Annotated in this window: 23 protein-coding genes; 11 read left to right on the top strand and 12 right to left on the bottom strand. The window is 66.6% G+C overall.

What is annotated here, in order from left to right; all coding sequences use genetic code 11:
* The first annotated feature begins 38 nt into the window (after positions 1 to 38).
* The gene (locus SLQ33_RS11065) at positions 39 to 539 is read left to right on the top strand and encodes a hypothetical protein (RefSeq protein WP_319453891.1); all 501 of its coding nucleotides are present in this window, start codon (positions 39 to 41) and stop codon (positions 537 to 539) included.
* 42 nt (positions 540 to 581) lie between these two features.
* Here SLQ33_RS11065 and SLQ33_RS11060 read toward each other — a convergent pair whose 3' ends face one another.
* From SLQ33_RS11060 to SLQ33_RS11045, 4 genes are all read right to left on the bottom strand, one after another.
* Positions 582 to 980, bottom strand: a complete 399-nt coding sequence (locus SLQ33_RS11060) for a hypothetical protein (RefSeq protein ID WP_319453890.1) — start codon at positions 978 to 980, stop codon at positions 582 to 584.
* 55 nt (positions 981 to 1,035) lie between these two features.
* Positions 1,036 to 1,221 carry a hypothetical protein gene (locus SLQ33_RS11055; protein WP_319453889.1) on the bottom strand — a complete coding sequence of 62 codons (186 nt, stop codon included), beginning with the start codon at positions 1,219 to 1,221 and terminating at the stop codon, positions 1,036 to 1,038.
* 35 nt (positions 1,222 to 1,256) lie between these two features.
* Positions 1,257 to 2,177 (bottom strand): LLM class F420-dependent oxidoreductase, encoded by a 921-nt coding sequence (locus SLQ33_RS11050; RefSeq protein WP_319453888.1) that lies wholly within the window; start codon positions 2,175 to 2,177, stop codon positions 1,257 to 1,259.
* Between the two features lie 74 nt (positions 2,178 to 2,251).
* Positions 2,252 to 2,818 carry a helix-turn-helix domain-containing protein gene (locus tag SLQ33_RS11045; RefSeq protein WP_319453887.1) on the bottom strand — a complete coding sequence of 189 codons (567 nt, stop codon included), beginning with the start codon at positions 2,816 to 2,818 and terminating at the stop codon, positions 2,252 to 2,254.
* A 169-nt stretch (positions 2,819 to 2,987) separates the two neighbouring features.
* Here SLQ33_RS11045 and SLQ33_RS11040 point away from each other — a divergent pair, with 169 nt between their 5' ends.
* The gene (locus SLQ33_RS11040; protein WP_319453886.1) at positions 2,988 to 4,202 is read left to right on the top strand and encodes a cytochrome P450; all 1,215 of its coding nucleotides are present in this window, start codon (positions 2,988 to 2,990) and stop codon (positions 4,200 to 4,202) included.
* Between the two features lie 11 nt (positions 4,203 to 4,213).
* Here SLQ33_RS11040 and SLQ33_RS11035 read toward each other — a convergent pair whose 3' ends face one another.
* The 7 genes from SLQ33_RS11035 to SLQ33_RS11005 are packed head-to-tail and all read right to left on the bottom strand — an operon-like array spanning position 4,214 to position 10,323.
* A complete protein-coding gene (locus SLQ33_RS11035; RefSeq protein WP_319453885.1) occupies positions 4,214 to 5,677 on the bottom strand; it encodes an aldehyde dehydrogenase in 1,464 nt (487 codons plus the stop codon).
* A complete protein-coding gene (locus SLQ33_RS11030) occupies positions 5,674 to 6,126 on the bottom strand; it encodes a MaoC/PaaZ C-terminal domain-containing protein (RefSeq protein ID WP_319453884.1) in 453 nt (150 codons plus the stop codon). Before SLQ33_RS11030 ends, SLQ33_RS11035 begins: the two co-directional genes overlap by 4 nt.
* On the bottom strand, positions 6,123 to 6,596 hold the full coding sequence (locus SLQ33_RS11025; RefSeq protein ID WP_319454343.1) for a MaoC family dehydratase N-terminal domain-containing protein: 474 nt from the start codon (positions 6,594 to 6,596) through the stop codon (positions 6,123 to 6,125). Before SLQ33_RS11025 ends, SLQ33_RS11030 begins: the two co-directional genes overlap by 4 nt.
* 53 nt (positions 6,597 to 6,649) lie before the next feature.
* Positions 6,650 to 7,084: a pyridoxamine 5'-phosphate oxidase family protein gene (locus tag SLQ33_RS11020; RefSeq protein WP_319453883.1), complete on the bottom strand. Its 435-nt coding sequence runs from the start codon at positions 7,082 to 7,084 to the stop codon at positions 6,650 to 6,652.
* 26 nt (positions 7,085 to 7,110) lie between these two features.
* A complete protein-coding gene (locus SLQ33_RS11015) occupies positions 7,111 to 7,524 on the bottom strand; it encodes a nuclear transport factor 2 family protein (protein WP_319453882.1) in 414 nt (137 codons plus the stop codon).
* A 13-nt stretch (positions 7,525 to 7,537) separates the two neighbouring features.
* Positions 7,538 to 9,169, bottom strand: a complete 1,632-nt coding sequence (locus SLQ33_RS11010) for an AMP-binding protein (RefSeq protein ID WP_319453881.1) — start codon at positions 9,167 to 9,169, stop codon at positions 7,538 to 7,540.
* Complete coding sequence (locus SLQ33_RS11005; RefSeq protein WP_319453880.1) at positions 9,169 to 10,323, bottom strand: Rieske 2Fe-2S domain-containing protein; 1,155 nt, start codon at positions 10,321 to 10,323, stop codon at positions 9,169 to 9,171. Before SLQ33_RS11005 ends, SLQ33_RS11010 begins: the two co-directional genes overlap by 1 nt.
* 135 nt (positions 10,324 to 10,458) lie before the next feature.
* On the opposite strand from SLQ33_RS11005, the gene SLQ33_RS11000 reads away from it, so the two are divergent.
* The gene (locus SLQ33_RS11000; protein WP_319453879.1) at positions 10,459 to 11,697 is read left to right on the top strand and encodes a cytochrome P450; all 1,239 of its coding nucleotides are present in this window, start codon (positions 10,459 to 10,461) and stop codon (positions 11,695 to 11,697) included.
* Position 11,698: 1 nt separating this feature from the next.
* Here the strand turns inward: SLQ33_RS11000 and SLQ33_RS10995 are convergent, their stop codons facing one another.
* On the bottom strand, positions 11,699 to 14,098 hold the full coding sequence (locus SLQ33_RS10995) for a CoA transferase (protein WP_413467630.1): 2,400 nt from the start codon (positions 14,096 to 14,098) through the stop codon (positions 11,699 to 11,701).
* A gap of 204 nt (positions 14,099 to 14,302) precedes the next feature.
* Between SLQ33_RS10995 and SLQ33_RS10990 the strand changes: the two genes are divergently transcribed.
* The 8 genes from SLQ33_RS10990 to SLQ33_RS10955 all read left to right on the top strand — a co-directional run bounded on the left by SLQ33_RS10990 (position 14,303) and on the right by SLQ33_RS10955 (position 23,992).
* Positions 14,303 to 15,121: a FadR/GntR family transcriptional regulator gene (locus SLQ33_RS10990; RefSeq protein ID WP_319453877.1), complete on the top strand. Its 819-nt coding sequence runs from the start codon at positions 14,303 to 14,305 to the stop codon at positions 15,119 to 15,121.
* 173 nt (positions 15,122 to 15,294) lie between these two features.
* Positions 15,295 to 16,065, top strand: a complete 771-nt coding sequence (locus tag SLQ33_RS10985; protein ID WP_319453876.1) for a TetR/AcrR family transcriptional regulator — start codon at positions 15,295 to 15,297, stop codon at positions 16,063 to 16,065.
* A gap of 426 nt (positions 16,066 to 16,491) precedes the next feature.
* The gene (locus SLQ33_RS10980; RefSeq protein WP_319453875.1) at positions 16,492 to 17,730 is read left to right on the top strand and encodes an MCE family protein; all 1,239 of its coding nucleotides are present in this window, start codon (positions 16,492 to 16,494) and stop codon (positions 17,728 to 17,730) included.
* Positions 17,727 to 18,755, top strand: a complete 1,029-nt coding sequence (locus tag SLQ33_RS10975) for an MCE family protein (protein WP_319453874.1) — start codon at positions 17,727 to 17,729, stop codon at positions 18,753 to 18,755. Before SLQ33_RS10980 ends, SLQ33_RS10975 begins: the two co-directional genes overlap by 4 nt.
* A complete protein-coding gene (locus tag SLQ33_RS10970; protein WP_319453873.1) occupies positions 18,752 to 19,840 on the top strand; it encodes an MCE family protein in 1,089 nt (362 codons plus the stop codon). Before SLQ33_RS10975 ends, SLQ33_RS10970 begins: the two co-directional genes overlap by 4 nt.
* The gene (locus SLQ33_RS10965) at positions 19,837 to 21,180 is read left to right on the top strand and encodes an MCE family protein (protein WP_319453872.1); all 1,344 of its coding nucleotides are present in this window, start codon (positions 19,837 to 19,839) and stop codon (positions 21,178 to 21,180) included. The genes SLQ33_RS10970 and SLQ33_RS10965 overlap by 4 nt, the downstream gene beginning before the upstream one ends.
* Before the next feature lie 11 nt (positions 21,181 to 21,191).
* Positions 21,192 to 22,424 (top strand): MCE family protein, encoded by a 1,233-nt coding sequence (locus SLQ33_RS10960; RefSeq protein WP_319454342.1) that lies wholly within the window; start codon positions 21,192 to 21,194, stop codon positions 22,422 to 22,424.
* The gene (locus SLQ33_RS10955; protein WP_319453871.1) at positions 22,424 to 23,992 is read left to right on the top strand and encodes an MCE family protein; all 1,569 of its coding nucleotides are present in this window, start codon (positions 22,424 to 22,426) and stop codon (positions 23,990 to 23,992) included. The genes SLQ33_RS10960 and SLQ33_RS10955 overlap by 1 nt, the downstream gene beginning before the upstream one ends.
* Positions 23,993 to 24,003 lie beyond the last annotated feature (11 nt).

Below are 24,003 nucleotides of genomic sequence, written 5' to 3'. Positions count from 1 at the left end.
GATTCTTCACGACCGTGCCAGGCACATACAGTTGATTCGTGCGACGTCGGCATGGAAATCCACTCGATCGGGCAAGTTCCGCGGTCGCGGACCTCGAGCTTCCGCCCGCCGTGTTCAAGACGTGTCCGTGGGAACCTCGGTCGCTGGTCGAAACCGGTCTGCGGCAATGGCTTCGCTGCTGCGCGCCTGCCCTGCGCGACGGGCAGCTCATCGGGATGCCGTCGCACGCGGTGGACCAGGCCTGGCACGGGTTCATCCTTTGCACCGCGCGGTATTCGGCGTTCTGCGATGCCGCGTACGGCAGGTTTCTGCATCACCACCCCGAGGGCGGCGCACCCGCAGGGTCCGTGGCGCTCGCCGACTGCGCTCACGAGCAGCTACGTCGAACCGTCGTCGCCTGGTCGTTGGTGGCCGCCCCGGGCGAGGAGTGCGTGCTTTGGGAGCTCGACTCCAAGGTGGGCGTGGACGAGCCGTGGGGCGTCAGCCGCGAATTGGTGGCCGCCGTCCAGGACGACATCGCGGGTCGCACCGCGCATTAGCGACGTTGCCTATCGCTCAACGGGTTTCGTACGCCGACTCCGTCATCCACCGCCGCCGCAGCCGCCACCGCCACCACCGCAACCGCCGCCGCCACCGCAACTCGAGCCGCCACCGCCGCAGCTTCCGCCGCCGCCACAGTTGCTGCCAACGTCGCCCGTAGCACCGCCGTCACCCACGAACCCGCCGTCCGCACCGGATTGACCTGCCAGCCACAGTCCCCCGGCGGCCAGCCCCAACCCCGCCGCCCCGTAGTGGCGATTGCCTCTGCTGCCCCTGGTGAGGTGGACCCGCCGCATGCCAAGCACTTCGCGCTGGTACCGCTGCTCAGGGGTCTCGTTCCTGCGACGCGCGACCTGAATCAACAGCAGCGCGACCACCACGGCGATGATGAGCACGAACGGCGCGCATATCGCGAAGAGGAGGATCCACTCGGCGTTCATGATCGAAAGATTACGCCGGTAGACGCCCGTCGCACATGGGCAAACTAGGCGGCCACTAGCCCTTGCGCCGCGCCCCGTAGCCAGCGACGGCGATACCGATCAGCGCGGTGATCGGCCCGATGATCGACCAGGTCGTGGTGTTGCTCATCGGACTACCACCGATGACTCCGAACCCCTGCAGCGCCCACAGTGCGCCGAAGCAGGCGAGCACGATTCCGACCACGATGATGACGATGCGCATGAAACCGAGCGTAGCCCTCGGTTACGACCTCGCGGTCACATCACGTCGATGACTTCGACACGGAAGCGGTCGATGGCTTCCTGAGCATGCGCGATGCTGTCCCCCGGCAGATGCACGTGCACCCACGTGACACCCAGCGCCGCAAGCGCTTCCAGCCCCGCGATGTGGGCGTCGGCGTTGAAGTCGTCCTCGCCAGGGTTGCCGCCCTCGGAGTTGGTGAAGGCGATGTCGAGCGCCGACGGATCCCGGCCCGCGGCCTCGGACCGGCGGCGAAGGTCGCCGATGGCCGTCCCGAGCGCCTCCACCGAGTCCAGCGCGGCCGTCTTCGCGGTCTTGGCCAGTGCCGCTGGCGCCGCGAACGGGCACCAGCCCTCGCCTCGGTCGACGACGCGCTGTCGGGCCGCACCCGTGTTGCCGCCAATCCAGATCGGCGGCCGCGGGCTGCTGATCGGCCGCGGGTGGGCGGTGATGCCGTTGGCGGTGAAATGCCTTCCCTCGTAGGACACGTCGTCACCCGTCCAAATGGCGTCGATGACGGCAAGCGCCTCGTCGAACAGGTCCGCACGCTCCTCGTAGTCCACCCCGAGCGCGGTGAACTCCTTGCGGAGGTAGCCCACCCCGACCGCGAGCGTGAACCGCCCCTCCGACAGTCGGTCCAGCGTCGCCCCGGCCTTCGCGACCACGAACGGGTTCCGGTACGGCAACACCACGATGTTCGGGATCAGTCGGATCGTCGACGTGTGGGCGGCTGCGAAGGCCATGGCGACGAACGGGTCCAACGAGTCGTGGCCGCCTGCCTCCAGCCAGCGTTGCGAGGGCGCCGGATGGTCCGTGAAGCCGAAGCCGTGGAAGCCGGCCTTTTCGCACGCGGTGGCCAGCGTCGCGACACCCGCGCCCGACGCGAAGTCTGGATGATAGGGGTGGCTGTGCATCGGGTAGGTGATCGTGAACTTCATCGTCGCGTGATCCTCCGGTGGCGTGGGGCCACGCTGCTCGACGAACGTGACAATTCAGTCATATACCGTAACGCTCACGGTGCTGCGACCGCCCCTTCAAAAGCCGGTGCGACGTAACGGCGCAACATTTGCCGCTCGGCGTGGGCATCCTTGTCGGGCAGGAAGAGCAACGACAGCACCAGCCGGACGATCCACCTGGCCGCGACCGGATCGTCCCCGGAAAGGCCGGCGAGTTCATTGGCTAGCCCGGTGACTTCCGCCGAGCCGGCCAGCCACTCGCTGCCACGCGTGCCCGCAGCGGACTCGACGAACAGCTGGCCTGCGGGGTCGGACCGGATCTGAGCCACAGCGACTTCGATGGCCGTGATGACCCGCTCGGCGCCGGTGAGGTCCTTGACGCTCGCTCGGACGACGTCGACGATGCGCGCCGACGAGCGGGCCAGCACGGCGTCGCGGAGCTGCCGCTTGCCACCCACGTGGCGATAGATCGTGGCGCGCGAACAATGTGCCCGCGCCGCCAGCGCATCCACCGTGAATGCTTCGAAGCCGTCGCGCGAGATCAGGTCGGCGGCTGCCGCGTAGAGCCGCTCGCGAGCGACGCCGCTGCGATCGCCGTCGAAGATCCAGTCGCCCTGCGCCACGTTCTACAATCTATCTCACGCGTGAGACGAATTCGACGTTTCATCTCAGCTGTTTCAGCTGGTTCGGACGTCGTGCTGAGACGCCGCCCCCGAACGGGCGTCGACGGGCGAGTTTCGAGTTGCGCAGCTTTCGTTGACCTCGGCGTTCTCCAACGGCCAATCTGAGCGGGTGACCGTCCTCTCCGATCCACTCGAGTTCTTCGGCGCAGACGCGTTGCAGGATCCCTACCCGCTCTACGACCGCCTGCGTGCTGCGGGTCCGGTGCATCGCGTAGGCGCGTCGGCGTTCTACGTGGTGCCCGACTGGGCCGCCGTCGAGGACGCCATCGCACGCGTCGACGACTTCTCGTCCAATCTGACCGCGACGATGGTGTACCACCCCGACGGCACCGTCACGTCCTTCGAGATGGATCCGCTCGGCGGACCGACTCACGTACTGGCCACCGCCGACGACCCGGCCCACGCGGTACACCGGAGGTACCTGCTGCCCCAGTTGGCGGCCAAACGCATTCGTGCCGCCGAGTCGTTCGTGACCGACACGGCCGAATTGCTGTGGCGCGACGGGGTCCACGGCGGCCGCATCGAGTGGATGAGTGCGATGGCAAACCGACTGCCCATGATGGTGGTGGCGCGTTTGATCGGAGTGCCGGACGACGACGTCGACCAACTCATCGCGTGGAGTTACGCCGCAACGCAGATGCTCGACGGCGTGGTGTCCGCCGACGAGCTCGCAGCAGCGGGCACCGCAGCCGTAGAGCTCGCCGGGTACATCGCCACCCACTTCGACCGGGCCGCCGCCGATCCGCAGGACAACCTGCTCGGCGACCTGGCCACCGCCGTCGCCCGCGGCGAGTTGGACACCGTGACGGCCCAGTTGATGATGATCATCCTGTTCGGCGCAGGCGGTGAATCCACCGCATCGTTGATCGGCAATGCGGCGTGGATCCTGGCCGACCGGCCGGACGTTCAGCAGCGGCTTCGCGACGACCCCGATCTGTTGGAGACGTTCATCGAGGAGTGCCTGCGCTACGAGCCGCCGTTCCGAGGTCACTACCGCCATGTCCGCGTCGACACCACGTTGGGCGGCGTGGCCCTGCCCGCTGGTTCGCACCTGCTGCTGCTGTGGGGTGCGGTCAACCGCGACCCGGCGCACTTCGACACGCCCAACGAGTTCCGACTCGACCGCGCACAGGCCAAGGGCCACTTGACGTTCGGCAAGGGTGCGCACTTCTGCGTCGGTGCTGCGCTGGCCCGCATGGAGGCGCGCATCGTGCTCGGCATGCTGCTCGAGCGCACCGCCGACATCGACGCCGTCGACACCGGTCAATGGATCCCCAGCATCCTCGTACGGCGACGGGAAAGCCTCGAACTGGCCGTGCGGTGAGGTCCTCGGCGCTACTCCCTCGCCAGCGGAGGCAGCTTGCCCGCACTGACCACCGACTGCAGTTCGACGTATTCGTCGAGCCCCTCCACGTCGAACTCCCTGCCGATGCCCGATTGCTTGAATCCGCCGAAGGGGCTGCTGATGTCGAGCATGAACATGTTGATTCCGTAGGTCCCCGTGCGTACCTGCGCCGCCAGCTCCAGCCCGTGCGCGACGTTGCGGGTCCACACCGATCCGGCCAGTCCGTAGTCGCTGTCGTTGGCGATGCGTACGGCGTCCTGTTCGTCGCGGTACTTGATCACCGTGAGCACCGGTCCGAAGATCTCCTCGCGAGCGATGCGCATGTCGTTGGTGGCGTCGGCGAACAGCGTCGGTCGCACATACCACCCGCGATCGTGCGGAGCATCCGCCCCTCCCAACACCATTCGCGCCCCGTCAGCCTGACCGGACCGGATGTACTCCTGCACCCGGTGCTGCTGGCGCTGCGCCGCCAACGGGCCGACGTCGGTGGCCGGATCGGTGGGATCGCCGACGACGAGCCCCGACATCATGTCGGCCAGCGCATCGACGAACTCGTCGTGGCGCGCTTCGCTGACCAGGATGCGGGTTTGCGCGACGCACGCCTGGCCGTTGTTCATCAGGCTGGCCATCTTCAGGCCCGCGACGGTACGGCCGACGTCGGCGTCGTCGAGCACGATGGCCGCTGACTTGCCACCCAGTTCGAGGCTGTAGCGCTTGAGCTGCTCCCCGCACAGGCTGGCGATGCGGCGCCCAGTCGCAGAGTTCCCGGTGAACGCGATCTTGTCGACGCCGGGGTGACGCACCAGCGCCTCGCCGGCGTCGGTTCCTCCGGAGACGACGGAGACGACGCCAACGGGTAGGTCGGCCTCCTCCAGCATTTCGGCCACCCACAGTGAGTCGAGCGGGGTTTCGGGCGCCGGTTTGACGACCACGGTGCAGCCCGCGACGAGCGCTGGGATCAGCTTGGGCATCAGCAGACACTGCGGCACGTTCCACGGGATGATCACGCCGACGACGCCCATCGGCGCTCGGCGCACGTGCACTTCGCCGAGTACGCCTTGGCGCCGTTCGACCCACGGATACTTGCGCCCGATGGCGGTGCTGAGGTGAATCATCGAGGCCGCCCCGGCCGCCTGGCCGAGCTGGCTGAAGCTGGCAGGCGAGCCCATCTGCGCGGTGATGAGCTCGGCCATCTCGTCGACGTGTTTGGCGTAGACCTCCGCGAACCGTTCGACTTTCGCGATCCGAGCCTCGGGTGACATGCGCGGCCAAGGCCCCTCGTCGAACGCCGCCCTGGCGGCGCGCACCGCGGCGTCGACGTCGGCAGGCGAGCCCGCGGGCGCGTGCGCGATCACCTCTTCCGTATGCGGCGACACGACGTCGATGAGTCCGTCGGTGGCGGGTTCACACCACCGCCCGCCCACGAACAGCTTGTCGTACGAGGGAATCTTCATGGCACCCTTCGCTCTACGGCCTTCGAGACGTCGAGTGTCACGTCGGCGGGACAACACAACTCTCCGCGCTGGTTGACCACGTCGACGTGCATGTCGATCAACCACCGGTCACCGTGCTGGCGCTTGCCGGTGATGCGCCTGCGGCCAGTGATCGTGTCGCCTGCGTAGATCGACCCCGCCAGCGACACCTTGCGCCGAACCACCCTGCTATATGACCCCGCCCAGTCCGTCGCCACCCGGTCGATGAACCCCGCAACGTGCATCGTGTTGACGAAGATCGTCGATTGCCCGATGGCCCTGGCGTATTCGGGGTCGTAATGTCCGGGAAAGTAGTCCCACGTGGATCCAGGGTTCATGATGACCCGCTCGTAGCTGATGGGATCGTCGGTGACGTCGGGCAGCTCAGACGGCACCACCACGGCGGCCCAATCGAACCCGGTGGCCGTCACGCCCGGTCCGCCGGAGTGAATCGGAACAACGTATTCCGGTTGGTCGCAACGGGACTGCCATCATCGCGGTGATACGTCTCGAGAGTCTCGACGAAGTGGCCGGTGCCAAGTCGGGTGGTCTTCTCCGGCGAAATGGATACGACTTCCTCGACGACCGTCAACCGGTCCCCTTCGCGGATCGGATCGAGGAACTCGGCCTCGTTCGATGCATTGACGAAACTGGTTCCGGGAAGCGGGATCCTGACGGCAATCGACGGCACCGGGGGCCGCCCAGTCGGCTCCCACGGCGGCGGAATGAGCCAACCCATCAGCATCGCCGGCGGCGCGATGAGTCCGCCCCACGTCCGTGCGGCGAAGTCGACGTCCCAGTATCCGGGGTTCGGGTCGCGCACCGTCGCGGCGAACATCTGTATCCGCGCGCCGCTGACGGCGGTCGCCGCCACTCGCGGTTCCGAACGGTAGCCGACCATCTTCAGCGCGTCTTCGTATGTGCCGAAGACGAACTCGTAACTCAACGGGGCATTCACGATGTCGGCCCCGGACCACCGAGCTTGCGGTGATCCCAACTTGCGGCATCGACGACGGCGACCGCGTAGACGACGCGGGATTGAATCCGACGGTCCACCTCGGCTGGGTCGACGGGCTGTTCCGAATAGCGCTGTGCGATCGCGCATGCCACGGCGACCCGCTCGTCAGCGGCGACTTCGGTGGCCCGCCCCTTGAGCTGGACGCCGCGCAAGTCCTCGTATGACGACCCGGCCTCGACCATGCAGGTGACCCTGTCGTCACGATCGAGGTTGCGGCACTTCTGCGACCGCCGGTAGGCCATGAACGCGACGCCGTCGCCGTGGACGGCGAACCACATCGCGGTCGCGTGCGGCCAGCCGTCGCGCCCGTTGGTCACGACGGTCATCGTGCGACACTGCGCTAGCAGGTCACGAATTTCCCCGTCGGCCATGGCAACCCGAGCGCGGGCCGACGGGCTCACGACCCGGTGGCTGACAGGCCCGACGCAGAATCCCACGCCAGGGTCCGATTGGCGTAGTACCACCCACCGCGTTCGTAGATCAGCACGTCGGTGTAGGTGCCGATCGCGAGGACGTGTCCGGACGCGTCGAACTTCATGGCCACGCAGTGCTGGGTGGCGTTGACCCCGTCGACCTCGATCTCGTGATCGACCGTGATCAGCCGACCCGAACCGCCGTCGAAGGCCTCCCAGATCTTGGCGTACGTCTGGCCGCCGATGGTGAGCGTGGCGCCGGTGTGCTTGAACGTGGCGAGCCACGGCACGCGGTCACCCGCCGAGTACAGCCGGTTGTGACGCGCGTTGAGGTTCGAGATCGCCGCGCGCGCAGCGGTGCTCTCCAGAACGTGTTGCTGCTGATAGCCAAACGTCATGCTGTTTCTCCTTTTAGCGTCGAAGTACGTAGCCGTGCGCGTCGCGGTCCCAACTGTCGTCCCCGGTACCACTCGCTCGCAGCAAGTCCTTGCGGACCCTGCCCACGACATTCCTCGGTAGCTCGGGCACCAGCCGCACGTAGCGCGGCACGCAGAAGTACGGCATGCGGTCGGCGCAGAAGTCGAGCAGGCCACGCGGGTCGAGTTCAGCTGCCGGAGCGGCCCGAACAACCACCAGGATGTCTTCTTCGCCGAGCTCGCTCGGCACGCCGACGGCCGCCGCCTCGGCAACCCCGGGGTAGGCCATCACGACACTCTCGACTTCCACCGACGACACGTTCTCGCCGCGGCGCCGGATCGCGTCCTTCACCCGGTCCACGTAGGTCAGATTTCCTGCCGCGTCGATCCGGCCGAGATCACCCGTGCGGAACCACTCTCCGTATGGCCGGACCCGCAACCCCGTCCCCGACTCCTCGACGTAGCCCTGGCTCATCACCTCGGATGAGCGTCCACGACATACGATTTCACCGACGGCGTCGACGACTCGGGTGTCGCCATGGTCCAGGACCGCCACGTCGAACGCATCATTGATGCGGCCCGAAGTGCCCGGTACGCCTTCCTCGCCAACCGCCTTCACCGCGACGGGGAACGCCTCCGTGAGGCCGTACATCGTGACGACCCGGCAGGCGTAGCGCTGCTCGATCGCCCGGTACAGCTCCCTCGCGATCGGGGCCGCCGAGATGAACCGCAGTCCTAGCTCGCCGTCGCGCGGCGCGGCGGGCAGATTCCACAGCATCGACACCATGGCACCTGCCCCGACGAAACCCACGGCGCCACTGGCGCGGAGCTCATCCCACACCTGCGTGGGCCGAAACATGGACGCCAGCACCGTCGTACCGCCCACCAACATCGGAGCCAGGATCGTGGCGACCGCACTGAGGTGGAACAAGGGCATCGCCGACCAGATCGACTCGCCTTCGGCGAACTCCCATGACGTCGCGACCGTCGCGGCGGCCGTGAACAGGTAATGCCAGCTGGTCGCGACGGCCTTCGACGGCCCGGTGGTGCCCGAGGTGAAGAACAGTGCGGCCGTGTCGATCGGCGAGAAGCCCAGTTCGGCAGGAGGATTCGCGTCCGAGGCCAACGCGAGCAGGGCCTGCGTCGACTTCACCAAGAGGCCGGACTCGCCCGCAGCAAGGGGCTCGTCGGCGAGCACCATCTGCAACGTATCCAGTTCGCCTGCGACCTCCAGCACGCGTGCGCATCGTTCAGCGGTGTCGGTGACGACGACCTTGGCGGACGAGACCGCCAGAGCATGGCGGAGGTAGTCGCCCTTGTTCGCGGCGTTGACCGCAGCGCTCACCGCCCCGATGCGAGCCGCGCCGAGCCAGAAGTACACCCACTCCGGGGTGGATCCGGAGAAGAGTGCGACGGTGTCCCCGGGGGAAACGCCCAACCCCAGAAGCGCATTGGCGGCTGCGTTCGAGCGGGCGCGCATCTGGGCGAAGCTGATGTCGACCCCATCGATCCGCATCAGTGTGCGGTCGGCGAACTCGGCAGCGCGGACGTCCAACACCGCGGGGACGGTGAACTCGGCGACTCCGTAGGTGGCCGGGGCGGCGCAGGTGTCTCCGCCGCGGACCATCACGCGCTCGCGGCGGCCGGGTCCGGTTGCCCGTCCGGCAGGTACCCGAAGTCGCCGGGCGAGGCCTCTTCGCCCGGATAGAAGCGATGCGCCCACCTCCGGAGCGCCGCATAGTCGCGCGCTTCCTCGGGAGCCAAGTTGGGCTTCTCCAGGTACTTCATGTTCTCCCACGTGAAGAAGTCCTGCTTGATGACTTCTTGTTGTAGCTGAAGGAATTTCGCGGCCCGCCCCATCGGAACGTCGCCGGTGTCGCCCGGCTCGCGCACCGACGCCTGGGTGTAGAAGTAGTCGGTGTACTCCTCGTCAACTGGCGTCTGACCGGTGACCTCGATGGTCTCCACCAACTCCTTGGGGAACCGGACGATGCCCAGCCCCAGCGAGTAGTTGTCGTAGACGATGTTGGCGTCCACTGGGCCGTCTGGGGTCAGCCACGTCGCAGCGCGGCCGCCGCCGAAGTTCGCGGTCACCGTTGCATGAAGGTGGTAGCCATCGGCGTGGAACGACGTGGTGTTGGCGGCGCTGTCCGCTTTGTGCACGAATTGCACGTGGTACGGGTCCGCGGCGTTCTCGATGATCATCTGCGCGTGGACCTTGACCCGGTTCACCATCCGCGAGTGCGGATGCAGTGGGTAGTAGTCGGCGTTCTCGACGTCGGGCAGCACCGGCGGCTGCCAGTACGGCGCCCGACCGTGGCGCTCGTGCCACACCACGATGAACCCGTACCACTCCTGGCAGGGGTAGGTCTTGATGCGAACGTTCTGCTTGCAGCCGATCTTGCTGTACGGGATCAGCGCGTTAGTGCCGTCGCCCCTCCACTGCCAGCCATGCCACGGGCACACGACGTGCTCGCCCTCGACGGTGCCGCCGACACCGATGTTCGCACCAAGGTGCAGGCAGTATGCGTCGAGCACGTTGACCGCACCCGATTCGGTCCGGAACATCACCAGTTCCTCGCCGAAGTAGTGCATGCGCTTGACTTGACCCACGGCGAGGTCCGAAGCGAACCCCACGATGAACCAACCGGTGGGGAATCGGTACGGCGACAGGGCAATCCCCGACGGACCGAACTCCCGCTCCGAGGGATCGACCGTCGAGCTCGAATCCCCCTCGCTCCGCTCGCTCTGATGCGCCACGTCGGACACCGTGTTCGTCATGTCAGCTCCTCCAACGTCGGACATCGCAGCACCGGTGGACACGACGGGCTGGCCGTGGCCTGCGACATAAGGCTATTATTACTATAATAAACATTAAGCGTCAATCAGAGTCGCAGCAAGAGCGAGGGGCAGCACATGGGAACCACGGCTTCGGTCGATCTGTCCGATTACAACGTGTGGCGCGAGGGCTTCCCCGACGAGGTGTTCACCGACCTACGCCGCAACGCGCCGGTCTTCCGCCACGGAACGAATGAACGCGTCCAGCGGATGCTCGGGACCGACTTCTGGGTGGCCACCAAGCACGCACACGCCCAACGCATCCACCGAGACATCGACTCGTTCACCGCCGTCGACGGCCCGCTGATCCAGGACATGGGCACCTTTTCCGAAATGCCCACACTCATCAACATGGATCCGCCAGAACTGAACAAACGCCGCAGGGTCATCGCGAGCGCGTTCACGCCAAAGGCGATCGCCAAGCTCGAGCACGGAATCCGTACCCGCGCCGCCGCGATGGTCGACGCACTGATCGAGAAGCGTGAAGGCGACTGGATCGACGACGTCGCCGATGCGCTACCCATGTCGGTGATCGCCGACATCATCGGAATGCCGGAGGAGGACCGGCCGAAGATCTACGACTGCCTCGATCGGATCTTGAAGTCCAAGGCGCCCGCGTTCGAATTGTCCGAAGAGGACCAAATCGGGCTCTACACCACCATATTCGAGTATGCGCAGCAGCTGACCGCCGAAAAACGGGCGCACCCGGCCGACGACATTTGGAGCACTTTGGCGTCGGCGGTGATCACCGACGAGGACGGTCAGGATTTGTCGCTACCGTCGGCCGAGCTCGAGATCTTCTTCTTCGTACTGGCTTTGGCCGGCAGTGACACCACCAAGAACGCGCTCGCCATGGGCCTACAGGCCTACGTCGAGAACCCGGAACAGATAGCGCGCTATCAAGAAGACGAGAGTGTGCGCCAATCCGCCGTGGAAGAGGTGCTGCGGTGGAGCACTCCGGTCACCTACTGGACGCGCACCACGAAGGTGGACATCGAACTCGGCGGCCAGCACATCCCGAAGGGCGAGCGTGTGGTGGCGATGCTGAGGTCGGCCAACCGCGACGAGGACGTGTTCACCGACCCATTCCGCTTCGACATCGGCCGGGAATCCAACCCGCACGTCACGTTCGGAGGCGGCGGACCGCACCACTGTCTCGGCGCCATGCTCGCGCGAGCCGAGATTCGGGCCGTGTTCGACGAACTGCTCCCCCGGATTCAGCGCATCGAGCTCGGCGAGCCGAGCGTGGCGAACCCGTCGCTCATCTCGAACATGTTCATCTACGACAAGTGGCCGGTCACCGTCGTCGCGCGCTGACCTATAGCCCCTTGGGTCTGGTGCCTATCACCCCGTCGGCGGTCAAGCCCGCCAACTCCTCGTCCGTCACGCCGCACAGCCGGCGCAGTACCTCTTCGGTGTGCTGACCGAGCGTCGGCGCGGGCGTCCGCAGCCAGCGGCCGTCGGTCCCGCCGATGGGCGCGAACGGCGGCCGCGGATACACGCAAGCACCCGTGCTCGGGTGGTCGAGCGGCTCGAAGTACCCGCGCACTCTTAGCTGTTCGTTGCCTGTCACGTCTGACGGCGAGATTACCTCAGCCGCAGGCACTCCCGCGGCGGCGAGTCGCTCGACGATGGCGCTTGCATCGTGGGCGGCGAACCAGGGCGCCAGCCGCTCGTCGACGAGGTCGGCGTGGTCACGGCGGGCCTCGGCAGTGGCGAACTGGTCGTCGTTGGCCCAGTCGGGTGCGCCCATCAGCTCGACCAGCGCGCGCCATTCGGCGTCGTCGCGCACCGTGACGGCGACCCAGTCGTCGGCGCCGGCGCATCGGTAGACGTTTTGCGTGGCCGTCCCATGGCCACGATTGCCCTGCCGCTCCATGACGACTCCGAACGCCTGAGCTTCGAGGGTCTGCACCGCGGTGACGTTGAGCACGGACTCGATCATCGCCAGCTCGACCAGTTGCCCTTCGCCCGTGCGGTCGGCGAAGTCGAGCGCAGCGAGCAACGCAAACGCTGCATGCGCGCCCGCAAGCGGGTCGCACACGCCGCGCGGCGGAATCGGCGGACCGTCGGGAACCCCTGTTACCCAGGCCATTCCGGCGATCTGCTCCATCGTCGGCGCGAATCCGACGCGGTCACGCCACGGGCCGTCCAGCCCGAATGCGGGCATCCGGACCACGACGAGCTTCGGGTTCACTTCGAGGAGCGCGTCGGCTCCGAGCCCGAAATGGTCCATCACGCGTGGGGAGAAGTTCTCGGTCACAGCGTCGGCCCCGGCGACGAGCTGCTTGAGCAACCGGATGCCGTCCGGCGATTCCAGGTTCAACGTGACGGACTTCTTGTTGGTGTTGACCGCCTGGAATACCCAGCCGTACTCCCACCAGTCGTCGACGTCCGTCCGCATGCCACCGGAGTAGCGGATCCCGTCGGGCCGCTGTATCGACTCGACTTTGATCACCTCTGCACCGAACGCGGCGAGTAGATGGGTGGCGGACGGACCCGCCCAAAAGGCCGTCAGGTCAACGATTCTGACTCCGTGCAGCGGTAGGCCGACGGGACCGTCCCCGGTCGTGCGGGTGCGCGGCGTCCAGCCCGGTCCGGTGTCCGCCTCGCCCGGAGCGGGCGCCTGCGCCGGGGCAGCGGGCGAGGCCAGCGTCATACGCCACGGCGGGCGGGGCGCCAACAGACCCGCTTCATTGCGCGAATACACCTCGCGCGCACGGAAGTGGTCCTGTTCGGTGACGGTGGCCCCGGTGCCCAGCGCCGCCATCGGCAGCCGGAACAGTTCAGCGAGCTCGACGATCTCCGCGACGGTGTGGGCACGCATCCACGGCCCGATGAGCTCATGGATTCTGTCCCGGTGACCCCACCGGCCCAGCTGGAACTTCAATTCCGGAAGCTCGCCCAGCTCAGGACATTCCACCATCGCGGTGAAGTCGAGCCACTGCTGGCCGGTGATGAAGGTCATGCCGACGAACCCGTCCTTGGCCTCGACGATGGACGGCACTTCGACGGAGCGCTGGATGGGGCCAACCTTCAGCAGATGGGTGTGCAGCCACTCCGAGCTCTGCATCGACAGGGTCATCGCCTCGAGCAGGGCCAGGTCGAGATGGTCCCCCGGACCGCCTCCCCCGACCCTCCGCACCACGGCGAGCGCCGCGAAGGCCGCGAGCGTGCCACTCACGTATTCGCCGACGTCGCCCCCGACTGATATCGGTGGGCCGTCGGGCATTCCACGAAACCCCGTCGCGCCGCACCAGCCCTGGAGGGTGAACTCGGTGGCCGCACGTTCGGCCCACGGACCCGTCCAGCCGAAGTCGGAGATGGTGACGACGATGGGCGGAGCTCCAACGCCGAGAAGTCGATCCGGGCCCAACCCCGCCCGCTCCGCGGCTGCCCGGCTCGCCGTGAGCACCACCACGTCGGCACAAGCGAGCAGGTCCGCCACGACGGGACTGTCCAACTCCGCGACCACGCTGTGCTTGCCCGCATCGAGGAAGGTGAACAACGGCGAGTCCGCCCCAGGTGCCAACGCCGACCGAGTGGCGGTGTACCGGCGGAGCGGATCGCCCGACTCGGGTTCGACCTTGACCACGGAGGCACCCGCGTCCCGGAACAACTTGCCGCAGTATGCCCCGGCGATGCGATCGCTGATTTCCAACACCCGAAGGTCAGTCAGTGGCGTCGGCCCGGTCATTGGATAGTGTGACCTCTCCATAGTTGTCGGCCGCTCACGCATGAGCTAACTCGCAATCTTAGCCATGATGCCGAACAGTCGACGACTGAACTAGCTGCAACGATGGCAGTCGTCCCGCACGGACTTGGGTCAAACGCCTTCTAATACTGCTAAAATAGTTATGAAAGCCTAGCGCGGTGGTGAGCGGCAACCACTGGGCTCCCGGACGGCCGCTGGTGGATGCCCATGACTGCGATCGGTTCTGACCGGCCAGCCCGGCGTCGGCTGACCTCGCCCCGGATCGCCGAGACCGTGGCAGGAGAACTCCGACAGCAGATCATCGACGGTCAACTCGCCGACGGCGACCTGCTGCCACCGCAGGCGGTGCTCGTCGAGAAGTTCAACGTCAGCCTGGTGTCGCTGCGCGAAGCGCTGCGCATCCTGGAGACGGAGGGGCTGGTATCGGTCCGGCGCGGCAATCGCGGAGGCGCAGTCGTGCATGCACCGGCCAAGGCCAGTACAGCGTACATGCTCGGACTGTTGCTCCAAAGCGAAGAAGTGATGCTCAGCGACCTGGCGGCTGCGCTTCAGGAACTCGAGCCGATGTGCGCCGCGCTGGCAGCCAAGCGGCCCGATCGGGCCATCGAGCTGGTGCCCGCGCTGACCCAGCTCAACACTCAGATGGCCGAACTGATCTCAGACGGACCGGTTTTCACCGAACTGGGCCGCCAATTCCACGACATGGTCGTAAGGGGTTGCGGCAACCACACCTTCGTCGCGGTATTCGGCAGTCTCGAGGCCCTGTGGAACAGCCACCGGCAGGTCACCGAACGGTCCGACGCAGGCGCCTACCCGTCCACCGGTGAGCGGCAGGCCGTGCTCAAGTCACACGCCGCCTTGACGGATGCCATCGAGCTCGGCGATCCCGACCTCGCCAGATCCGTTGCCACCCGGCACCTCAACGACTCGAAGTCGTACGGGCTCAGCGACGACGCGTCACATCCCATCGTCGCCACCGCGCCGCACGTCATGGACCACCGTCCGCGCGATTGGCGACTGATCTAGGCGTTGCCGCGTGAGATCGCGTTGAGATAGCGCTGGCGGCGGCGTCCACTCGAACTTCTTCGCGCTGAGCGCTCACTCAACGCAGGCGGTCGACGCCCGAGCGACGGCTGACTTGCCGTCTTCGCCACCGCACGAGCTACCGTAAGAACCTCGGTGCGCGACGAGGAGGCGACATGACTGATGCGCGACCAGACGTCGCCTCCCCTGATCGGCGCACCGCTTCCGACGGTCCCGGCCGCCGTCCCCGTGGATCGATCACCCCCGACGACGTCATCGCGGCGGCCTTCGACCTCGCCACGGAGATCTCGCTGGCGAGCTTGAACATGCCGAAGTTGGCCAAGCACCTCGACGTGCCCGTCACGAGCATCTACTGGCACTTCCGAAAGAAGGAACAACTTCTCGACGCGATGCTCGACCACGCCATTCGCGAGTACCACCTCGAGACGACGTTCGTCGACGGGAAGACGTGGGATGAGGCGCTGCGCACCCACTTTCGACAGATGCGCGACGTCTTCCGTCAGAATCCCGTGCTCTGCGACCTGGTGCTGATGCGGGTCGGCGAGCTGAGTCCCGATGCCACCAGGACCGCGCTCGGGAGGATCGAGGCCGTCGTCGACACCTTGGTCGAGGCCGGCTTCAACCCTGACGACGCCCTCGAGGTGTACCTCGCGTTCTCCGTGCACAGCCGGGGTAGCGCGCTAGTGGAACACCTGGCCAGACAGCAGGGCACCGGCGGAGCACCCATGGCCACGCGCGTCATGAACACGAGCGTCGTCGGCGCGGACTTCCTAGCTCACGCCAGCCCCACGGCGATGAAGGTGGCCACCCTGGCCAATCGTGGCGACGCCGTCTCCGACACGAACTTCGAGTTCACCCTCGAAGCGCTCATCGACAAGGCCAAACGACTCCTCGACCGCGCCAGGGCCGCGTCCGACGCAAAGTAGCGGTCTGCACTTCGGCGAACTCCACCCGAACCGGGCCGTCCTACGGTAACGTCAACCGTCGAGACGACGGGATAGGCTGAATGCTCTGGTCGCCTCCAGAGGAGGCGCCGATGGACCCGAATGCTAGCCGCGTGCCGCCGCGCGGTTGGGTTCGCTGGCCGCCTCCACGTCGTCACTCGGCGGGAACGCGCTCGGCAACGACGCCGCACCAGAAGAAGCGGGTTGCGCATTCGCCACGCCGGCCGTTGTCGAGTCAACGAACCATGTGCCGCCGCCACGAACCCACCCCTGCGAGTTGGCTGAATTCGCGATCAACGCTTGGGTACGGAGCTACGGTGAAGACGAATTTCGATGCGACTGGCCCCGTACCGACGTTTGCTGAGACGACACTTCGTGGGGAGGTGGAGGCATGTCTCCACTAGCGCCATGCGTCGACCTGCCGGGATGCCCGTGAGCAGACACTTCGGGTTCGGCTCGAGCAGCTACGCGCGGCCGCTGGCCGGGCTTGCGATGATGGTGGCAATCGGACTGATCGTCGCGGTCGCGGTCCAGCTGTTTCGCGGGTCGTGGACGGATTCCGTTCCGGTTACGGTGATCTCGGACCGCGCGGGTCTGGTGATGAACCCCGATGCCAAGGTGAAGATGCGTGGCGTCGAGGTCGGCAAGGTCGCCTACATCGAGGAGCGCGCCGACGGCGAGGCCGCGATCCATCTCGCGATCCAACGCGGACAACTGCGCTACATCCCCTCGAACGTCGCAGTCGACATCACGTCCTCGACGGTGTTCGGCGCCAAGTTCGTCAAGCTGATCCCGCCCGGCGAACCGCAACGGGAACGCCTCCACGAAGGCCAGGTCCTGCAGGGCCAACACGTCACCGTTGAGATCAACACCGTCTTCCAACAACTCACGGCACTACTCGACAAGATCGACCCCGCGAAGCTCAACGAGACACTCGGCGCACTGTCGAAGGCATTCGACGGACGCGGCGAGAAGTTCGGCACGATGCTGGCGCAGCTCGACTCCTTCCTCACCAAGCTCGAACCCAGCCTGCCCAACCTGCGCGAGGACATTGCCGCGCTGCCAGAGGTGTTGCGCGCCTACGCCGACGCCGCGCCAGACCTGATCAGGATCGCCGACAACACCACGCAGCTCAGCCAGACGATCGTCGACGAGCAACAGAATCTGGACGCGGTCTTGGTCAGCACCATCGGGCTCGCCAACATTGGCAATGACGTCATCGGCGGAAACCGTCAGGCCATCACCGACCTGCTGCACCTCCTGGTGCCCACGACCGACCTACTCAATCGGTACCACGAAGCGCTGAACTGCGGTGTGGCCGGGCTGCTCCCGTTCACCAAGGCCCCGCCGCAGCCGGAGAACGCCGTCGTGATCTCCACCGGCTTCACGCTGGGCATCGAACGCTATCGGTACCCCCAGGACCTTCCGAAGGTGAACGCCACCGGCGGACCGGCCTGTCGCGCACTCGGGTTACCCACCCTGGCGCCGCAGACCCAACCACCCTTCATCGTCGCGGATACCGGAGCCAACCCGTGGCAGTACGGCAACCGCAGCGCCATGTGGAACTCCGACGGGCTCAAACAGGCGCTGTACGGCCCCATCGACGGACCGCCGCGAAACGCCACGCAGGTCGGGCAACCCGGATGACGGGTGCGCGTGGAACGATCGTCAAGTTCGCCGTCTTCGGCATCGTGATGACGCTGCTGACGGCGTTTCTCTTCCTCATCTTCGGCCAGTACCAATCCGGTTCCACCAACGGCTATTCCGCGTTGTTCGCCAACGTCTCCCGGCTGAAGGCAGGCGACTCGGTGCGTGTCGCCGGGGTGCGGGTGGGCACCGTCGACGACGTCAGGCTTCAACCCGACAAGACCGTCGTGGTGAAGTTCGACGCCAAGCGCGACATCGTGCTGACCACGGGCACCACCGCGGTGGTCCGGTACCTCAACCTCGTCGGCGACCGCTATCTCGAGCTCGTCGACGGCCCCGGGTCCACGCGGATTCTGCCCGCCGGGTCGCGTCTGCCCATCGAGCGCACCCAACCCGCGCTCAACCTCGACCTGCTGCTCGGCGGGCTCAAACCCGTGATCCAGGGCCTCAACCCCGACGACGTCAACGCACTCACGTCGTCCCTGCTGCAGGTGCTGCAGGGCCAGGGCGACACGCTGGAGTCGCTGTTCACCAGGACCTCGTCGTTCACGAACGCGCTCGCCGACCGCAGCGCCGTCATCCAACAGTCGATCGACAACCTGCGCACCGTCCTGCGGACGCTGTCCGACGAAGACGAGAACCTCTCCGCCTCGATCGACAAACTCGACGACCTGGTCACCGGACTTGCCAAGGACCGCGAGCCGATCGGCGAGGCAATCGAGGCATTGAGCGCGGGCACGGCCTCATTGGCGGATCTGCTCACCGAGGCCCGCCCCCCGCTGGCAGGCACCGTGACCGAGCTGAATCGCCTTGCGCCGCTGCTCGACATGGACAAGGAGAAGATCGAGACCGCGATTCAGAAGTCGCCCGCGAACTACCGCAAGTTGGTGCGCCTCGGTGCCTACGGAAGCTGGCTCAACGTGTACCTCTGCGGCATCACCCTGCGCGTGTCCGACATGCAGCTGCGCACCGCGGTGTTCCCCTGGTTCAAGAACCAGGGCGGAAGGTGTGGTGAGCAGCAGTGAACAAATACCGGGGCACGCACCTGATCCGAGCCGGCTTCATCGGCACCGTGCTGCTCATCCTGATCATCGCGGTCGGGCTTTCGCCCGAGCGCATCTCGGCGTGGGCCACGGCAATCCGTTATCAGGCCCAGTTCGTCGAGGCGGGCGGACTCGCCGTCGGCAATGACGTCGTGGTGTCCGGCATGAGGATCGGCCGCGTGAACGGCGTGGCCCTCGACGAGGACACCGGGGACGCGCTGGTCACCTTCACCGTGCCGGGCAGTGTCGTGCTGGGTTCGCAGACCACCGCCCACATCCGCACCGGCACGTTGCTCGGCGAGCGGGTACTGGAACTGGAGTCCGCCGGCGACGCGACGATGAAACCGTCTGACGTGATACCCAACACCCGCACCTCGTCGCCGTACTCGCTCAACGACGCCGTCGGCGAGCTGGCGACCAATGTGGCTGCCACGGACACCGATTCGCTCAATCAAGCGCTGAACACGCTTTCGGAGACGATCGACCAGTTCGCGCCGCAGCTCTCCCCGACGTTCGACGGGGTCACCAGGGTGTCGCAGGCGCTCAACCAACGCAACGGCAGCCTGCGCGATCTGCTCGCCAGCACCGCCGACGTCAGCACGCTGCTTTCCGAACGCAGCCAACGGGTGAACTCGCTGCTGCTCAACGGAAACGACCTACTTGGCGAACTAGTCGCACGCCGCCAGGCCATCATGAGCCTGCTCGTCAACACCTCGGCGGTGGCCCGCGAGCTCTCGGGACTCGTCGCCGACAACGAGGCGCAGTTGGCGCCCGCGCTCGAGAAGCTGAACTCCGTCAACGCGATGCTGGAACGCAACCGCGACGCGCTTGGCAAGGCGATTCCCGGGCTCACCAAGTACACGATCACTCAGGGCGAGGCGGTGTCGAGCGGCTTCTACTACAACGCGTTCGTGGCCAACCTGCTGCCCACGCAGCTCCTACAACCGTTCCTGGACTACGCATTCGGCTTCCGACGCGGCGTGAACGCCGGGCAGCCTCCCGACACCGCCGGGCCGCGGTCCGAACTCGCGTTCCCCCACAACGGGATTCCGGGCGGCTCGCGATGACCCGCAAGCGACTCATCGCGGCGCTCATCGCTACGCTGGTACTCAGCGCTCTGGCGGGCGCCGGACTCGTCGTGCGACAGACGTTCTTCGGACCCAAGACCATCACCGCGTACTTCACCTCGGCCACCGCGATCTATCCCGGCGACGACGTCCGCATCTCCGGGGTGAAGGTCGGCACCATCGCCGCGATCGACACCACCGGCACGCAGGCCAGACTGACCCTCGACGTCGACCACGGGGTGCGCGTACCCGCCGACGCGAAAGCGGTGATCGTCGCCCAGAACCTCATCTCCGCCCGCTACGTCCAACTAGCGCCTGCCTTCAAGAAGGGGTCCGCCGAGCTGGCCGACGGCGCGGTCATCGGAATCGAACGGACCGCGGTTCCGGTCGAATGGGACGAGGTCAAGACCCAGTTGACCCGCTTGGCAACCGAATTGGGACCGAAGCCAGGCGAAGCCGCCCCTGGGACGTCGGTGTCGCGGTTCATCGACAGCGCGGCAGGTGCGCTCGACGGCAACGGTGAGAAGCTGCGCCAAACGCTGGCGCAGCTGTCCGGTCTCGGGCGCATCCTCGCCGACGGCAGCGGCGACATCGTCGGCACAATCGAGGGCCTGCAGAACTTCATCTCGGTACTGCGTGACAGCAATACCCAGATCGTGCAGTTCCAGAGCCGGCTGGCCACACTGTCCGACGTCCTCGACGGCAGCCGATCCGATCTCGACGAAGCCCTCACCAAGCTGTCCAGCGCCATCGACGACGTCAAGCGATTCGTGGCGGGCAGCCGGAACCAGACCAGTGAACAGGTCCAACGGCTGGCCAACGTCACCCAGACGCTCGTCGACCATCGCGAGGATCTGGAAAACCTTCTGCTCAATGCGCCGAACGCGTTCGCGAACGCCTACAACATCTACAACCCCGATAGCGGTTCGTTCATCGGCGCCTTCGTCCTGCAGAACTTCGCCAATCCGCTACAGCTGCTGTGCGCCGGCATCGGCTCCGTCGAGAACGCCACTGCTCCAGAAACCGCCAAGCTGTGCGAGCAATATCTAGGTCCCGCGCTCCGGCTGCTGAACTTCAACTATCTACCAATACCGGTGAACCCGTTGCTCATGCCGTCGGCCAGCCCCGACCGGATCGTCTACTCACCGCCGAGCCTCGCCCCTGGCGGCACCGGACCCACTCCAGGGCCGCCCGACGTCCCACCCGCGATCTCCGCGTACACCGGACTGGACGGCGACGTGCCACCACCGCCGGGTTATGTACCGCTGCCCGAGGCGGTTTCGGGTCCTCCGCCCACTCTGCCGGAGCTGCTGTTGCCCGCGGAGGCCCCGCCGCCATGAACACACGCATCCTGACCAGGGGCCTGATTGCCGTACTCGCCGTCGCGATGACCGTGACGGGTTGTGCCTTCGAGGGGCTGAACTCCGTACCGCTGCCTGGCGCGGTTGGGCGCGGACCCGACGCGACCATCTATCACGTCGAGGTCGCGAACGTCGGTACGCTGGAGTCGAATTCGCCGGTCTTGATCGACGACGTGGTGGTCGGCAGCGTCGGGGCCATCACCGTGAAGGACTGGCATGCGGTGGTCGACGTCTCGGTCAAACCCGACGTCGCCGTGCCCCTGAACGCCGTCGCGAAGGTCGGGCAGACCAGCCTGCTGGGCTCCATGCATCTGGCGCTCGATCCACCCGTGGGCCAAGCGCCGCAGGGCCGGCTACAACCGGGCGCCACGCTCGGGCTCGACAGGTCGTCGACCTACCCATCCACCGAACGGACGCTCTCGTCGCTGGCAGCCGTCGTGAACGGCGGTGGGCTCGGCCAGATCGGTGACGTCATCCACAACTTCAGCACCGCACTGAATGGGCGGGAAGCCGAAGTCCGCGACGTACTCACCAAGCTCAACGACATCGTCGGGCTGCTGGATGATCAGCGCGGCGACATCCTGGCGTCCATCGACGAGGTCAATCGGTTCGCCGGAACCCTTGCAGGCGAACGCGACTCGATCGACGCAGTGCTGCACAAGGTTCCACCAGCACTCGACGTATTGGTGCGGGAGCGGCCACGGATCACCACTGCACTGGACGAACTCCGCAAGCTGTCCCAGACGGGCACCCGCCTGATCGACGACAGCCAAGCCGACCTGGTGCGCAACCTGCAGAACCTCGAACCTGCAATCAAGGCGCTCGCCGACATCGGTCCTGAGCTCGATACTGCGCTCGCGTTCATCCCGACCTTCCCGTACACCCAGGGCGTGGTCGACCGAGCCGTGCGTGGCGACTATCTCAACCTGCAGATCATCATCGACCTCACCATCCCCCGCCTGCGCCGAACCATGTTCCTGGGCACACGCTGGGGTCAACCCGGCGCCACGCTGACCCCCGCGCCGGGTGATCCGTACTACCTCAACTACACCTACGCGCCGCTGAGCGTCGGGCTCACCCCGCCCGCGCCGGATGCACCTTCGATACCGACTGCCGGCGGTCCCGTGCTGCCAGTGACACCGCCGGACGCAACGGCTCCGCCCAGCCCGGCGGGCCAGCTCTTCGCGGGGCCCTATCCGAGCGAAACACCGGGAGGCCCCTGATGCTGACCCGGTTCGTGAGAGTCCAGCTGATCATCTTCGCGATCGCGTCGGTCATCGGCGTCGCCACCATGGCGATCGTCTACATGCAGGCGCCGACGCTGCTGAGCATCGGACGCATCACCGTCAAACTTCAGCTGCCGGACACCGGGGCCTTGTACCGGTTCAGCAACGTGACGGTACGAGGCGTGCAACTCGGCAAGGTGACCGACGTGAGCCTGACCGACGAAGGAGCGGTGGCCACCTTGTCGCTGGCCACGTCCCCGAGAGTGCCCACCGACCTCGTCGCCCAGGTGAAGAGCCTCTCTGCGGTCGGCGAGCAGTACGTCGACCTGTTGCCCCGCAAGGACTCCGGGCCGTACCTCACCGATGGCTCGATGATCACTGCGAAGGACGTCGTGCTCCCCCAGGCCGTCGGGCCGATGCTCGATCAGGTCAGTTCGCTACTCGAGAGCGTGCCGAAGGAGCGGATCAGCGGGCTGCTGGACGAGTCGTTCAAGGCGCTCGACGGTGCGGACTACGACCTCGGCTCGCTCATCGACTCGTCGGCCAAGCTGTCGGCCGACCTCGACTCGGCCGGCGATCGAACCCGCACGCTGATCGACGACTCCGTGCCGCTGCTCGACGGGCAACGGCAGTCCGCCGACGACATCAGGACGTGGACCCGTGGGCTGGCCGGATTCACCGAACAGCTCGCACAGAACGACCCACAGGTGCGCGGCCTGCTGCAGCGGGGTCCCGGGACGGCACAAGAGGTCAGCGCGCTGCTGACTCAACTCAAGCCGACTCTTCCCGTGCTGCTGGCGAACCTGACCAGCGTCGGTCAGGTCACGATGACGTACTTGCCCGGCATCGAACAGCTCCTGGTGCTGCTGCCGCCCTACATCGCGGCCGAGCAGTCCCTGGGGATCCCTTGGAACAATCCGACCGGAATGGCGTTGGGCGACTTCAACATCAACATCGGCGACCCACCGGTCTGTACGGCCGGGTTCCTTCCACCCTCGTCATGGCGCTCCCCTGCCGACACGTCCGACATCGACACCCCCGACGGCTTGTACTGCAAGCTGCCGCAGGATTCCGCGATCGCCGTCCGCGGCGCGCGCAACAGCCCCTGCATGGACAAGCCGGGCAAGCGGGCCCCGACCGTGGCGATCTGCAGGAGCGACAAACCCTTCGAACCGCTCGCGATGCGTCCACATGCGCTGGGCCCGTACCCATTCGACCCGAACCTGGTCGCGCAGGGCATCCCACCCGACGACCGCATCAACTTCCACGAGAACATCTACGGACCCGTCGAGGGCAGTCCGATGCCCGCGGACCCGAACGCCGTGCCCCCAGCCGAGCCGCCGCCCGCGCCGCCCATCGAAGTCGCACCGACGGGCCCCGCGCCGGGTCCCGCCGATCCTGCCGTGGCGCCCAGCGCATTTCACTCATCCGGCGGGCCTTCGGTGGCAGCGGCGCAGTACGACCCCGACACGGGACGGTTCATCACCGCGGACGGGCAGGTGCTGCGTCAGTCCGAGCTGGCGGCACGTCCGACGTCCTGGGAGCAGTTGCTACCCACCGCGTGAGACTGGAGGCG

Source organism: Mycobacterium sp. RTGN6 (assembly GCF_033804605.1).
Lineage (GTDB): Bacteria > Actinomycetota > Actinomycetes > Mycobacteriales > Mycobacteriaceae > Mycobacterium.
Note: the sequence above shows the minus strand (reverse complement) of the source record. Positions and strands in the feature narration are given on the sequence as shown.

Coding starts and splice junctions, on each gene's coding strand:
- SLQ33_RS11060 (WP_319453890.1), bottom strand. CDS start 980: ATGAACGCCGAGTGGATCCTCCTCTTCGCGATATGCGCGCCGTTCGTG.
- SLQ33_RS11055 (WP_319453889.1), bottom strand. CDS start 1,221: ATGCGCATCGTCATCATCGTGGTCGGAATCGTGCTCGCCTGCTTCGGC.
- SLQ33_RS11050 (WP_319453888.1), bottom strand. CDS start 2,177: ATGAAGTTCACGATCACCTACCCGATGCACAGCCACCCCTATCATCCA.
- SLQ33_RS11035 (WP_319453885.1), bottom strand. CDS start 5,677: ATGAAGATTCCCTCGTACGACAAGCTGTTCGTGGGCGGGCGGTGGTGT.
- SLQ33_RS11025 (WP_319454343.1), bottom strand. CDS start 6,596: ATGGTCGGCTACCGTTCGGAACCGCGAGTGGCGGCGACCGCCGTCAGC.
- SLQ33_RS11020 (WP_319453883.1), bottom strand. CDS start 7,084: ATGGCCGACGGGGAAATTCGTGACCTGCTAGCGCAGTGTCGCACGATG.
- SLQ33_RS11015 (WP_319453882.1), bottom strand. CDS start 7,524: ATGACGTTTGGCTATCAGCAGCAACACGTTCTGGAGAGCACCGCTGCG.
- SLQ33_RS11010 (WP_319453881.1), bottom strand. CDS start 9,169: ATGGTCCGCGGCGGAGACACCTGCGCCGCCCCGGCCACCTACGGAGTC.
- SLQ33_RS11005 (WP_319453880.1), bottom strand. CDS start 10,323: ATGACGAACACGGTGTCCGACGTGGCGCATCAGAGCGAGCGGAGCGAG.
- SLQ33_RS11000 (WP_319453879.1), top strand. CDS start 10,459: ATGGGAACCACGGCTTCGGTCGATCTGTCCGATTACAACGTGTGGCGC.
- SLQ33_RS10995 (WP_413467630.1), bottom strand. CDS start 14,098: ATGGAGAGGTCACACTATCCAATGACCGGGCCGACGCCACTGACTGAC.
- SLQ33_RS10990 (WP_319453877.1), top strand. CDS start 14,303: ATGACTGCGATCGGTTCTGACCGGCCAGCCCGGCGTCGGCTGACCTCG.
- SLQ33_RS10985 (WP_319453876.1), top strand. CDS start 15,295: ATGACTGATGCGCGACCAGACGTCGCCTCCCCTGATCGGCGCACCGCT.
- SLQ33_RS10980 (WP_319453875.1), top strand. CDS start 16,492: ATGCGTCGACCTGCCGGGATGCCCGTGAGCAGACACTTCGGGTTCGGC.
- SLQ33_RS10975 (WP_319453874.1), top strand. CDS start 17,727: ATGACGGGTGCGCGTGGAACGATCGTCAAGTTCGCCGTCTTCGGCATC.
- SLQ33_RS10965 (WP_319453872.1), top strand. CDS start 19,837: ATGACCCGCAAGCGACTCATCGCGGCGCTCATCGCTACGCTGGTACTC.
- SLQ33_RS10955 (WP_319453871.1), top strand. CDS start 22,424: ATGCTGACCCGGTTCGTGAGAGTCCAGCTGATCATCTTCGCGATCGCG.